At 30.3% G+C, this 13076-nt stretch carries 10 protein-coding genes and 1 pseudogene; 5 read left to right on the top strand and 6 right to left on the bottom strand.

The features are described 5' to 3' along the window. Positions 1-13: 13 nt before the first annotated feature. Positions 14-937 carry a ketopantoate reductase family protein gene (locus BLU40_RS01575; RefSeq protein ID WP_090119033.1) on the bottom strand — a complete coding sequence of 308 codons (924 nt, stop codon included), beginning with the start codon at positions 935-937 and terminating at the stop codon, positions 14-16. Positions 938-970: 33 nt separating this feature from the next. Next, a complete protein-coding gene (locus BLU40_RS01570) occupies positions 971-3286 on the bottom strand; it encodes a TonB-dependent receptor (RefSeq protein ID WP_245729872.1) in 2316 nt (771 codons plus the stop codon). 88 nt (positions 3287-3374) lie between these two features. Here BLU40_RS01570 and BLU40_RS01565 point away from each other — a divergent pair, with 88 nt between their 5' ends. The 3 genes and pseudogenes from BLU40_RS01565 (at position 3375) to feoB (BLU40_RS01555) (ending at position 7277) form a co-directional block, all read left to right on the top strand. Continuing rightward, entirely contained in the window at positions 3375-4043 is a 669-nt protein-coding gene (locus BLU40_RS01565) for a metal-dependent transcriptional regulator (protein WP_090119031.1), read from the top strand. 4 nt (positions 4044-4047) lie between these two features. After that, positions 4048-5085, top strand: coding sequence for a metal-dependent transcriptional regulator (locus BLU40_RS01560; protein ID WP_090119029.1), 1038 nt, complete (start codon positions 4048-4050; stop codon positions 5083-5085). After that, positions 5069-7277 (top strand): annotated as a pseudogene (gene feoB / locus BLU40_RS01555) (ferrous iron transport protein B). The gene BLU40_RS01560 and the pseudogene feoB (BLU40_RS01555) overlap by 17 nt, the downstream one beginning before the upstream one ends. A gap of 62 nt (positions 7278-7339) precedes the next feature. Here the strand turns inward: feoB (BLU40_RS01555) and BLU40_RS01550 are convergent. The 4 genes from BLU40_RS01550 to BLU40_RS01535 all read right to left on the bottom strand — a co-directional run bounded on the left by BLU40_RS01550 (position 7340) and on the right by BLU40_RS01535 (position 10551). Next, complete coding sequence (locus BLU40_RS01550; protein ID WP_090119027.1) at positions 7340-7456, bottom strand: FeoB-associated Cys-rich membrane protein; 117 nt, start codon at positions 7454-7456, stop codon at positions 7340-7342. Continuing rightward, positions 7456-9567 (bottom strand): ferrous iron transport protein B, encoded by a 2112-nt coding sequence (gene feoB / locus BLU40_RS01545; RefSeq protein WP_090119025.1) that lies wholly within the window; start codon positions 9565-9567, stop codon positions 7456-7458. Before feoB (BLU40_RS01545) ends, BLU40_RS01550 begins: the two co-directional genes overlap by 1 nt. 9 nt (positions 9568-9576) lie before the next feature. Next, positions 9577-9801, bottom strand: a complete 225-nt coding sequence (locus BLU40_RS01540) for a FeoA family protein (RefSeq protein WP_090119024.1) — start codon at positions 9799-9801, stop codon at positions 9577-9579. A gap of 75 nt (positions 9802-9876) precedes the next feature. Beyond that, complete coding sequence (locus BLU40_RS01535) at positions 9877-10551, bottom strand: SCO family protein (protein WP_090119022.1); 675 nt, start codon at positions 10549-10551, stop codon at positions 9877-9879. 161 nt (positions 10552-10712) lie between these two features. On the opposite strand from BLU40_RS01535, the gene rseP reads away from it, so the two are divergent. After that, on the top strand, positions 10713-12026 hold the full coding sequence (rseP, locus tag BLU40_RS01530) for an RIP metalloprotease RseP (protein WP_090119020.1): 1314 nt from the start codon (positions 10713-10715) through the stop codon (positions 12024-12026). 61 nt (positions 12027-12087) lie between these two features. Then, the gene (locus tag BLU40_RS01525; protein ID WP_090119018.1) at positions 12088-13062 is read left to right on the top strand and encodes a DUF3179 domain-containing (seleno)protein; all 975 of its coding nucleotides are present in this window, start codon (positions 12088-12090) and stop codon (positions 13060-13062) included. Positions 13063-13076 lie beyond the last annotated feature (14 nt).

Here is a 13076-nt window from a genome sequence, read left to right as displayed (position 1 = left end):
TGTTAATCATCAATTAAAGTCTCGCTTTATTTTCCTGTGGAAGTAATGTATAATAAATTAAATCGTTTATTGGAGTTTTAATTCCAAGCTCCTTTCCTAAACGAACAATGGTTCCGTTTTGAGCTTCTAATTCAGAAGGTTTTCCATCCATAATATCTCGCTGTAACGAGGCTGTGGTTTCATATGGTAACGATTCTATTATTTCGAATTGCTTTTCAATAATATTATTAGGCAAATTAACTCCTTTAGCTATTGCTATTGCATAAATTTCTTCAGCTGTTTTAAACAGCATATTTTTAATATATGGTGAAGCTATCATTTCGCCATGAGAAGACCTTGTTAAAGCTCCCAATGCACTAACTGTTGTTATATATAAATACTTTGTCCAAATTTCTTTTTGAATATCATCGGCTAATTCGTTTGTGATTTTGGCTTCACTTAACACCTTTTCTAATTGAAGTGCTCTTTCAGTTTTTTCATTATTCAATTCACCAAAAACTATGGTAGGTTCGTAAGCAACATGATTAATTACACCATAATCTTCAACAAAACTTATTACTTTGCACAAACCACCTAAAATGTGTTTTTTATCTATTACTGAAGCCAGAACATCGTGATTATTACAACCATTTAACAACGAAATTACCATAGTATTTTCATTTAAAACTGGCTTTATAATTTCAGCAACTTCTGAAAGTTGCCAAGTTTTAACACTAATTAAAATTAAATCTATGTTTTTAATTTCTGAAATATCTGAAGTTGCATTTGCCGGCTTCACTAAAAAATTACCGTTTACACTTTTAAGTTGCAATCCATTATTTTTAATTGCTTCTAAGTGTTTTCCACGTGCTATAAACGTTACATTATTACCTGCTTGAGCCAAACGTGCTCCAAAATAACCACCTACACCACCAGTACCATATATTACAATATTCATTTTTGAAATTTTAACTTCAAAAATAACGAATTATTACAAAGACATCAGCTTTAAACCTACAAAATAAGTTCTTGGCATAGAAGGACCATAAATATAATTGCTATCACGGTTTTTACCTGAATCAAAATCAGATTGATAATTATCAAATATATTTTTAATTCCACCAAAAATTTCAATCCCTGTTTGTAGCTTTTTTGCTTCAATTGTATATGAAGATTTAAAACCTAATTCCGTAAAACTTGGAGATTTAATAAATTCATCTTCTAATTGCTCTGGAGCTCCTGCCAAATGCAACACATCCATTTCTCCTGTATAAAGGAAATTTACAGCTGTATTAAATTTTTTGTTTGGTGTATAAGTTAAGGTAGCATAACCGTATAATTCTGGAGTTCTTAAAAAGTTCTTTTTTGCTGCCAATTCATCAGCATAAAGTACAGCTTCGCTAAACTCACTCGATTGTAATGTAAAACCTGTTTCTAATTGCACTTTTTTATTGTAATTAGCACGTAATTCTAAGGTAACACCTTTAACAGTAGCCTCATCTCCATTTCGTTTTTCGTAAACCTCGCCAAATTCATCTTCACCTAATGAATGCTGATAAAAAGCATCGGTTAATTTGGTATAAAAACCTTCTAAAGTAAAACCTGCTATAAAATTATCTGAAGCTTTATCGTAATTAATAGATGTAGTTAAACTCTGAGATCTTTCTTCCTTTAAATCATTAGCCAATTGAATTCTTGAAATTCCACCTCCAGAAAAGGCAATATGTAAATCAGTATCAAAAGCTTGTGGAGCTCTAAACCCAGTACCATAGGTAACTCTAAACTGAGTTCTTTCCAAAGGTTTATACAGTAAAGAAACTCTTGGACTTAAAACAAAATTATCTAGAAAATTATGTTTATCTGCTCTTACTCCTGCTAATACATTTAATTTTTCTGAAACTTCCCAATCACTTTGAGCAAACACTCCCAAATTAGTTGTTTTTTGATCTATTAAATAACTATACGCATCTATTTCATCATAAACCTTATCTTCAACAAATTCAGTTCCAAAAGTTAGCGTGTTTTCGCCATTTAAAAACGCTAATAATTTATGGTTGAATTGCACTCCTCCTTGAAACGTTTTTACATCTGAAATTCCGTAAGGAGGGTTTTCTAAATGATTTTTAATTTCAATTTCTTCTTCTGGAAAAATACCTGTATAATGATCTCTATCTGTTTTTTGAGCAGAAAAATAGGTGATTAAAGAACTGTTATAATTATTAAAATTAATTTGATAATCTAACGTTCCCATTAAAACATTGTGAGTTCTTTCTTCAGATTGTTGTGTTAAATAAGCAGGCTTGTTAACCATTTCACCACCGTACCTGAGCTCGTTTAAATACCCAACACTTAACTCTATTTTTTGATTCTGAGTAGGCATAAAAAAACTATTAATACCAAACGATGTATTTTTTAGTTTTGGCAATTCAGAATATCCATCATCATTGGCATCATACATTGTTCTATTTCTATGATTCAGAAAAACAGATAAACCAGCGTTTTCATTTTTGTTAACCACCGTTGTGTTGGCATTTAACATATTTTCAAAAGCTGAACCTTTAATACTTTGATGTGTATAACTAACTTCAAAACTATCCGATTTAGGAATTTTTGTAATCACATTTACTGTTCCTCCAATAGCTCCAGAACCATATAAAGCAGAACCTCCACCACGAACTACTTCAACCCTATCAATCATATTTGCAGGTATTTGTTCTAAACCATACAAACCAGTTAAAGGGCTAAATATTGGACGGCCATTTATTAAAATTTGCGAATACCCTCCTGCAAGTCCGTTCATACGTAATTGGGTATAATTACACGTTTGGCAATCCGTTTCAACTCGTAATCCTGTTTGAAAACGCAACCCATCAGACAAAGAACAGGCTTGGACATTCTCCATTAATTGACTATCAATAATATTTACAATTACTGGCGAATTAGTTTGTTTTTTAAACGTTCTTGTTCCGGTTACAACAACTTGTTCTAACCCAAACAAATCTTCTTCCAACTCAAAATTTAAAATTCTAGTTTCATTATTTTTTAATAACACTTTTACCTCTTTGGTTTTGTAGCCAATAGCGCTTGCTACAACCACAAATTTTCCTGTTGGCACAGTAAACTCATAGGTTCCATTTATGTTTGCAGAAGAACCAATTGTTCCATTTTTTAAATGAATTGTTGCTCCAGGAATTGATTTATTGTTACTTGTAATTTTTCCTTTAAGTATAGCGCTTGTATTAATCGTGTTTTCAGCAAAAACAACCGTACAAAATAGCGTTGCTAGTAAATAAATATAATTTTTCAATATTTTTTATTTTTCTGCAAATCTATAATATTTTTTAGACTTATCTAAAAATATATTTATACAGTTAAAAATTGTATATTTGCAACTAATGGAATTTAAGTTATCACAAACCGAAGAAAATTATATAAAAGCTATCTATAGCATTGGTGTTCATACAGGTAAAAATGTTAGCACAAACAAAATTGCAGAAGAACTTAAAACAAAAGCTTCTTCTGTAACTGATATGATTAAAAAGCTTTCGGAAAAAAAATTAGTAGATTATAAAAAATATAAGGGTTCAAGTCTTACGGATGAAGGAAAACTAATAGCAGTTAGAATTGTTAGAAAACATAGACTTTGGGAAGTGTTTTTGGTAAATAATTTAAACTATGCTTGGGATGAAGTTCACGTATTAGCGGAACAACTAGAACATATAAAATCAAATACACTTATTGACAAACTTGAGGCTTATCTCAATTTCCCAACACACGATCCGCACGGAGATCCTATTCCAGACAAAAATGGAAATGTAAAAATTCAACAAAAGGTTTTATTAAGTGATGCTAAACAACATGTTTTGTACAAAATTGCAAATGTAAAAGACAATTCTAAAGCGTTATTGCAATTTTTAGATAAGCATTTTTTAACAATAAATACAGAGTTAACAGTACTTGATAAATTTGATTTTGATGAATCTGTTACCGTTCAATTAAAACAAGGAAATACATTAACGCTTTCTAAAAAAGTTTGCACTAACGTATTTGTAACTATAAAATAACAATATGACAAATCCGGTAACATTATTAATTATATTTGGAATTGTATTAGTACTACTTTTCATTTTATTTTATCCTAAAACTGGTTTTTATTGGAGACTTCAACAAAGCTATAAAACAGATCCAAAAATTCTTATTGAAGATATTTTAAAAAAACTATATCATGCCGAAGATAATGGTACTAAACTAAGTAGCGATCATATTATTAATTCACTTAATAGCAGTCCAAAAAAGATATTAGAAACTATTTCTGAAATGGAAGACAAGGAACTAATACGCTTTAAAAAAGGTGAAATTAAATTAAGTGAAACCGGTATGGACTACGCACTTAGAATTATTAGAGTGCACAGATTGTGGGAAAAATACCTTTCAGAGAAAACAGGTTTCCATAAAAAAGATTGGCACGAAATTGCCGAAAAAATGGAACATAAATTAGATTCTCAGCAAACAAAACAGCTTGCTATAAATTTAGGTAACCCAAGGTTTGATCCACACGGAGATCCAATTCCTACTGAAACTGGTGAAGTAGAACAATTAAATGGTAAACCACTACCAAAATTTAAAGAAGGTGCTATTGGCCGAATTATTCATATTGAGGATGAGCCAGAAATTATTTACAAACAAATTTTAGCTGAAGATCTTCATATTGGTTCTCATATACATATTATCGAAAAAAATAAAAAAAGAATTGTTTTTCACTCTGAAGGAGAAGAGTTTATTCTAGCTCCAATTGTAGCTAATAACATTACAATTTCTGAATTAAAAAAAGAAGATATTTCAGAAAAAGACACCTTTAGACTTTCAAATTTAAAAGAACACGAACACGCAAAAATAATTGGAATTTCGAGAGAATGTAGAGGAGAAATTAGAAGAAGATTATTGGATTTAGGTTTTGTAATGAATACCAAAATAGAGGTAGATTTAACAAGCCCAATGAGAAATCCAAGAGCATATTTAGTAAGAGATACTTCTATTGCTATTAGAAATGAGCAAGCTAAATTTATACTAATTGAAAAAATAAAAATTCATGCAGAAACCAACTAATAGTGCTTGTGAAGGTTGTGATTTAAACCAAGCTTCTAACCTAAAAAAATTAGGAATAAATATAGACAATAATGATTATGTTGTTGCCTTAGCTGGTAATCCAAACACTGGTAAAAGCACGGTTTTCAATGCCTTAACAGGATTAAAGCAGCATACTGGTAATTGGCCAGGAAAAACAGTTACTCGTGCCGAAGGTGGTTATAACTTTAATAATAATAAATATAAAATAGTAGATCTTCCAGGAACATACTCTTTACTTTCAACATCTCAAGATGAAGAAGTTGCCAGAAATTTTATACTCTTCGGAAAACCAGATGTAACCATTATTGTAGTAGATGCTAGTAGGCTAGAACGAAATTTGAATTTAGTTTTACAAATACTAGAAATAACTAACAAAGCTGTGTTATGCCTTAACCTAATGGATGAAGCTACACGCTTAGATATTGAAATTGACGATAGAACATTGGCTCGCGATTTAGGAATTCCTGTAGTACCAACTAGCGCAAGATCTAAAGAAGGAATACCTGAATTATTAAAAACTGTACATCAAGTTGCAACTGGAGAAATTATTTGCAAACCACACAGAATAAAAAATGTTCCTAAAAACATAAATAATGCTATTGAAAAACTACGTTTAGAAATTGAAGCTACCTATCCAAACGTACCAAATAGCAGATGGATTGCTTTAAGACTTTTAGATGGTGATGAACGTATAATTGAAGCTGTAAAAACTGGTGAATTTATTACAGAATAATTAATTTTTTTGAAGAGAAAAAATAATGAAAACAAATAAAATATTAAATACTAGTAATGATTTAAGGTGGCAAATAGGTGAAGGTTTTCACGATAAATTAACTGAAGGAATTTATTCAGACGCTGCTACCATTGCTCAAAATTCAGTACATAAAAAAGGAGATGCAAAACGGTTTAGATTTGACAGAAGTTTAGATAAAATTGTAACTAGTAAAATTTGGGGATTCCCAATTATGATTCTAATTCTATCTGTTGTTCTATGGCTTACTATAATTGGAGCTAATTACCCGTCTGGTTTATTGGCAGACTTATTAATTGGTGAAATTTATCCGTGGCTTAAAGGTATTGGAGAATCTCTAGGTTTTAGCTGGTGGTTAAGTGGCTTTTTATTTGATGGTGTTTATCTAGCACTAGCTTGGGTTATAGCAGTAATGCTGCCTCCAATGGCAATATTTTTTCCGCTTTTTACTTTACTTGAAGATTTTGGGTATTTACCTCGTGTAGCTTTTAATTTAGATCATTTATTAAAAAAATCTGGAGCCCATGGCAAACAAGCTTTAACTATGAGTATGGGATTTGGCTGCAATGCAGCTGGTGTAATTGCTACACGTATAATTGATAGCCCAAGAGAACGCTTAATTGCCATAATAACTAATAACTTTTCATTATGTAATGGACGTTGGCCTACGCAAATATTAATTGCTTCTATTTTTATTGGAGCATTAGTACCTGAAAATTTTGCAGGCGCAGTATCAACATTAGCTGTTATTGCTATAGCGCTATTAGGTATATTTTTTACGTTTATAGTTTCTTTATTCTTATCAAAAACAATGTTAAAAGGTGAAGTATCATCTTTTACTTTAGAACTACCGCCTTATAGACCACCACGCTTTTGGAAAACTATTTACACCTCTTTAATAGATAGAACACTAATTGTTTTATGGAGAGCTTGTATTTTTGCTGCGCCAGCTGGTGCTGTTATCTGGTTAATTTCTAATGTAAGCATTGGAGATTCTAACATTGCAAATTGGATGATATTACATATGGATGGTTTTGGATTATTGTTAGGTCTAAACGGTGTTATTCTTTTAGCATATATAGTTGCCATTCCTGCTAACGAAATTGTAATTCCTACCATACTTATGCTAACTGTAATGAGTGCCGCTATTACTGGTGTAGGAGAAGGAAACGGAGTTATGTTTGAACTAGAATCTGTTCCTGCAACTGGAGACATTTTAAAAGCCGGAGGTTGGACATTGCTTACTGCAATTAATCTTATGTTATTTAGCTTATTACACAACCCGTGCAGTACAACTATTTACACCATCTATAAAGAAACTAAAAGTGTTAAATGGACTACAATAGCCAGTATTTTACCTATAATTTTAGGTTTTACAGTATGTTTTATTGTAACTCAAGTATGGAGAATACTTGCTTAAACATAAAAATAAACAAAGCTGATAGTAAGTAAAATTATTATCAGTTTTTTCTTTTTGGCTTATTAACAACTTCCACAGTCAGAGCCACAATTCCCTTCTTTTTTAGGTTTAAAAAAGTAAGTTTTAACCAGAAAACCAATGGCTAATGCAAGTGCTATGTAAGTTAAAACCTCTTGCACTAACTAAAAATATTAAATGTTATTACTGCAGAAACATAAGCTAAAATTCCCATACCAACTAATTGCAACATTGGCCACATCCAACTATTAGTTTCGCGCTTAACAATTGCCAAAGTACCTATACATTGCATTGCAAAAGCATAAAATATTAATAAAGACATTCCGGTAGGGAAATCAAATCGTTTTTTTCCAGTATCTGGGTTAATTTCTGCAGCCATACGTTCTTTTATCGTTCCCGTATTTTCATCATCACTATCAACATTATAAATAGTTGCTAAGGCACCTACAAAAACTTCACGGGCAGCAAAAGAACTAATCAAAGCAATACCAATTTTCCAATCATAACCCATTGGCTTAATAGCTGGCTCAATTGTTTTACCCATATAACCAATATATGAATGTTCTAATTTATAGGAAGCAATCTTTTTTTGTAACTCTTCTTGTTCAAGGTTTGTATTTTCAACATTTGCAACTACAGTTTTTTCTGCATTTTTAAAGGTTGAAGGTCCGTTAGATGCTAAAAACCATAATACAATAGATAATGCTAAAATTATTTTACCAGCACCAAAAACAAACGCTTTAGTTTTTTCAACAACTTCATAAAATATATTTTTTATTGAAGGTATTTTATAATTAGGCATTTCTATTACAAATAAGCTTTTACTCTTAACTTTTAACACGTTATGCAATAAAACAGACGAAACAATAGCCGCTGCAAAACCTAATAAATACATAGCCATCATTGTAAGGCCTTGCAAATTTAAAAATCCAAAAACTTTTTTATCAGGTATAATTAATGCAATTAATATAGCATATACTGGTAATCTAGCAGAGCAGGTTGTAAACGGCACAACTAAAATAGTTATTAAACGCTCTTTCCAAGAGCCAATATTTCTAGAGGCCATTATTGCAGGAATAGCACAAGCCGTACCCGAAATTAAAGGAATAACACTTTTACCACTCATTCCAAATTTTCGCATTATTTTATCCATTAAAAATACAACACGACTCATATAGCCAGTTTCTTCTAAAATGGAAATAAACGTAAATAATATTGCTATTTGAGGTATAAAAATGATAACACCTCCAATACCTGGTATAACACCTTCAGCAATTAAATCTGTAAACATTCCTTGTGGCATTACCGATTTTGTCCACGAACTTAAACTTGCAAAAGCAGTATCAATTAAATCCATTGGGTATGTTGCCCAATCAAATATTCCTTGAAATATGAACAGTAAGATTAACGCAAAAATTACGTAACCAAATATTTTATGAGTTAAAATTCTATCTAATACACCTCGTAAATCTGTAGCTTTAGATTTATCAACATTAAATGTTTCTTTTAAAACATCATTAATTATTTGATATCTAAAAATAGTTTCTTTATGCTGGTAACGTTTTATACATTCTAAATTTTCTCTAAACTTTACAACCAATTGTTTTTGGCTTTGAGTAAGAAATTCAAACTCGGTTTGTTGTGTAATTAACAACCATGACTTGTATAAAGGAAACTCTGGAAATGCATCTCTTAATTTAGAAAAATACTCTTTATCTATTTTGTTTGAAATATTTCCTACAGGAGTTTTACTTAAACTTTTATAATTTAAAATTGCTTCTTTTAGCTCTTCAATACCAATTTTTTTTCTAGCACTTGCTAAAACAATTTTTGTATTAAGTTTTTCTTCTAGTTGTTCTATATCAATATTAATTCCCTTTCTTTTCATTTGGTCAACCATATTGACAACCAAAATTGTAGGAATTTTTAAATCTTTTAATTGCGTAAACAATAAAAGGTTTCGTTTAATATTTTCAATATCTACAACAACAACAATAACATCAGGATAGGTTTCGTTTTTTTCATTTAACAACGTATCTAACACCAATGTTTCGTCTAAAGATGTAGGGTTTATACTATATGTACCTGGTAAATCCGTTACCTCTGCATAAACGGAATCGCTTAATTTGCACTTTCCTTGTTTTTTTTCAACAGTAATACCTGGATAATTTCCAACCTTTTGTTTTAATCCGGTAAGTTGATTAAATAATGAAGTTTTCCCTGTATTTGGATTTCCAATTAGGGCAACTTTTACAACATTGTCAACACTCATTATTTTGAATTACTTAACAACAGTTATTTTTTCGGCAGTTTCCTTCCTTATAGCTAAATGACTCCCATTCACCTTAATATACAAAGGATCGTTCATAGGTGCTACCTGTATTAATTGCACTTCAATACCTGGTAAACAACCCATTTCTAAAAGTTTTAAAGGAATTTTGTCTAAACAAAGTTTTTCTATAAAAGCTTTTTCTCCAATACGTAAATTTGCAATCGTTCCAAACATTATTAAGACTAATTATAAATAATATAAGGCAAATATACTAAATTAGAATGATTCTAAACAATGATAATTGTCATTTTAATCCTTTTCGGCCTGTAGCAGTTTAATATCCTCAATTAAACGCTCAATTTCTTCATTGTCGGTACCATCATAAAAGCCTCTAATCTGGCGTTTTTTATCAACCAACACAAAGTTTTCTGTGTGAACAAAATCTTGTAAACCACCATCACCTTCATCTAAAACAGCAAAATAGCTTTTACGAGATAATTGATAAATGTGTTTTTTTGGCCCTGTGGTAATATTCCACTTACTATCTATTACTCCTTTTTTAATAGCATATTCTTTTAATACAGAAACACTATCAATAACAGGTGTTACAGAGTGCGATAAAAATTTTACATCATCATCATTTAAAAATACTTTTTGAAGCTTTCCAATATTATTTGTCATAACCGGACAAATAGTTAAACAACGTGTAAAAAAGAAATCGGCAACAAAAATTTTACCTTCGTAATCTTTATAAGTAATGGTATCTCCATTTTGATTTATCAATTCAAAATCGGCAATTTTATGATCTCTTCTTACATGAGTTAGACTTTCATCAACCAATTTCGGATTTACATCTGCTGGATTAAATACAGGCAATCTTTTTTCTGGTGTTAAAATACTATAAATAGCATATATCATTAATACCGAAAAAATTGCCATAATAGCTAACGTTGGAACTGACTTTTTGAAGAATTTTAAATCCATTTTTATTTCAAAATTAAAACACAAAGTTAATATAATAAGCAATCATTGTTGCTTAACTTTTCTAAATCTTTGTTAAATAAATCGCCATACATTTTTTTAGCTTTTACAACTATATTAAAAACCGTACATTTGTGCGATTTTACAATATTGAAAATACATATATGGAAATATTAATAAAGGCTTCACAGTTTATTTTAAGTTTATCGTTTTTAATTGTTTTACACGAATTAGGGCACTTTATTCCTGCAAAATTATTTAAAACTCGTGTTGAAAAATTTTACTTATTTTTCGATTACAAATTCTCATTACTTAAAAAGAAAATTGGAGAAACTGAATACGGTATAGGATGGATTCCATTAGGTGGATATGTTAAAATATCTGGAATGATTGATGAAAGTATGGATACTGAACATCTTGACAAGCCTGCTGAACCTTGGGAATTTAGATCTAAACCTGCTTGGCAACGTTTAATTATTATGCTTGGCGGTGTAATTGTAAACTTTATACTAGGTATCTTAATTTATATTATGATAACTTTTGTTTGGGGTGTAGATACCATTAAACCAAACGATGTAAAATACGGGTTTGCAGTTAACGAAACTTTTAAAGAATACGGATTTGAAGAAGGTGATAAGATTACCAAATTTAACGGTGTTGAACCATTAGATGTTACAGATGTAAATAAACATATGTTTTTAAGAGGTGTTAATTCTCTCGAAGTAATTCACCCTAACGGAGCTACGGAAACCATAAACCTACCTGAAAACATAGGCGAAATTATGTGGGAGAATGGTGTTATGGAACCTTTTAATGTTAGAACATTACCTATTATAGCTTTAGTTGCTGAAGGTTCTGCAGCAGAAAAAGCAGGTGTTTTAGAAGGTGATAAAATATTAAGTATTAACGATAAACCTATTACATTTTGGCACGAGTTTACGAATGAAGTAGTTACCTCTAAAGGAAATGTAAAACTAACCGTTAAAAGAGGCGAAGAAACCAAATCTTTAACTGTAACTCCAAGCGACAAACGTAAGGTTGGTGTTGCTCCAGACCCAGTTTCTTCAGTTAATATACAACATAAAGATTACTCATTTGGAGAAAGTATTGTAAAAGGAAATTCATTAGCAATATGGACTTTAAAAGATTACATCAATCAATTTAAATATGTATTCACTAAAAAAGGAGCAACTAGTATTGGTGGCTTTATTGCCATTGGTAAAATTTTCCCTTCAACTTGGAGTTGGAAAGCTTTTTGGAGTATTACAGCCTTTTTATCTATAATGCTTGGATTTATGAATTTACTTCCTATTCCAGCACTAGATGGTGGTCACGTTGTATTTACTCTTTATGAAATGATTACTGGCAGAAAACCAAATGATAAATTTTTAGAATATGCTCAAATGACTGGTTTTATATTACTAATAGCCTTGTTATTATTAGCAAATGGAAATGACATAGTTAAGCTGTTTTCTTAGATTACAACTTAAATTGTAAGATACAAAGCTTTTAATCGACTTAGATTAAAAGCTTTTTTTTATGAAATTATTAAACGTCTTTTTTATAATTCTTTTTATTTCTTGTTCCGAATCAAATTCTAATGAGTTTTCCGAAACAATTCAACCAAAAGAATGGGCAGTTCCATTAAATGATTTAGTAGGAGATCTTAATCCTTATGAATTAGTAGTTAACCCCACATTAAAAAGCATTAGTAATATTAATTTAAATGATAATGCTGAAGTAATTATTGTTTCAATAAATAATACAACAAAAATTTATCCGCTTACTTCAATTCATCAGTATGAATGTATAAACGACATAATTGACAGTGAAAAATATATTGTTACTTTTTGCCCAAAAACCAATAGTACAATAGTTATAAAAGCTAACATTTCTAACAAACCTATTACACTTAGAGCCTCAGGAATTCTTTATAAAGAAAACCTAGTACTCTTTGATGAAAACAGTAATTCCTATTGGTCTCAAATGCTTTTATATGGCATTAAAGGCACTTATACAAACGAGTCTTTCACTATTGCTCCTTTTTTAGAAACTACTTGGAAAACGGCTAAAACGTATTTCCCAGATGCATTGGTATTTTCAAATTCAAACAACAAACAATCAAAAAATTTAAATTCAATTAGCAATAGCGAAAAAGTATTTGGAGTAATAAATAACACTGTAAAAACCTCAAATGTTTCAATTTTTAAATATTCCGATTTTGGAGATGAAATTAAAATTTACAACAGTTCAATAACTAATAATACAAAAATAATTGGGAGTCAAAAATTAAACTTCATAACAAGTTATAGTAATGAAAACACATTCAATTTCACTCCTATTTTAAATGAATTTCCAATAATAATGAAGGATGAATTTGGAAATAAATGGAATGTTTTTGGTAAGGCTGTTAGCGGACCAAACATTGGTACACAATTAAAACCATCAATTAGTTTTAATGCAGAATGGTGGGCTTGGAAAAATTTTTATGATGACTTTAATTTTATTGAATAAATGCAAAAAGCCTC

The organism is Lutibacter oricola (assembly GCF_900106565.1).
In the GTDB taxonomy this organism is placed as follows: domain Bacteria; phylum Bacteroidota; class Bacteroidia; order Flavobacteriales; family Flavobacteriaceae; genus Lutibacter; species Lutibacter oricola.
Note: the sequence above shows the minus strand (reverse complement) of the source record. Positions and strands in the feature narration are given on the sequence as shown.

What these genes read in the sequence shown, in the direction of transcription:
- BLU40_RS01575 (WP_090119033.1), bottom strand. Translation starts at nt 937, where the DNA reads ATGAATATTGTAATATATGGTACTGGTGGTGTAGGTGGTTATTTTGGA.
- feoB (WP_090119025.1), bottom strand. Translation starts at nt 9,567, where the DNA reads ATGAGTGTTGACAATGTTGTAAAAGTTGCCCTAATTGGAAATCCAAAT.
- BLU40_RS01565 (WP_090119031.1), top strand. Translation starts at nt 3,375, where the DNA reads ATGGAATTTAAGTTATCACAAACCGAAGAAAATTATATAAAAGCTATC.
- rseP (WP_090119020.1), top strand. Translation starts at nt 10,713, where the DNA reads ATGGAAATATTAATAAAGGCTTCACAGTTTATTTTAAGTTTATCGTTT.
- BLU40_RS01525 (WP_090119018.1), top strand. Translation starts at nt 12,088, where the DNA reads ATGAAATTATTAAACGTCTTTTTTATAATTCTTTTTATTTCTTGTTCC.
- BLU40_RS01535 (WP_090119022.1), bottom strand. Translation starts at nt 10,551, where the DNA reads ATGGATTTAAAATTCTTCAAAAAGTCAGTTCCAACGTTAGCTATTATG.
- BLU40_RS01560 (WP_090119029.1), top strand. Translation starts at nt 4,048, where the DNA reads ATGACAAATCCGGTAACATTATTAATTATATTTGGAATTGTATTAGTA.
- BLU40_RS01540 (WP_090119024.1), bottom strand. Translation starts at nt 9,801, where the DNA reads ATGTTTGGAACGATTGCAAATTTACGTATTGGAGAAAAAGCTTTTATA.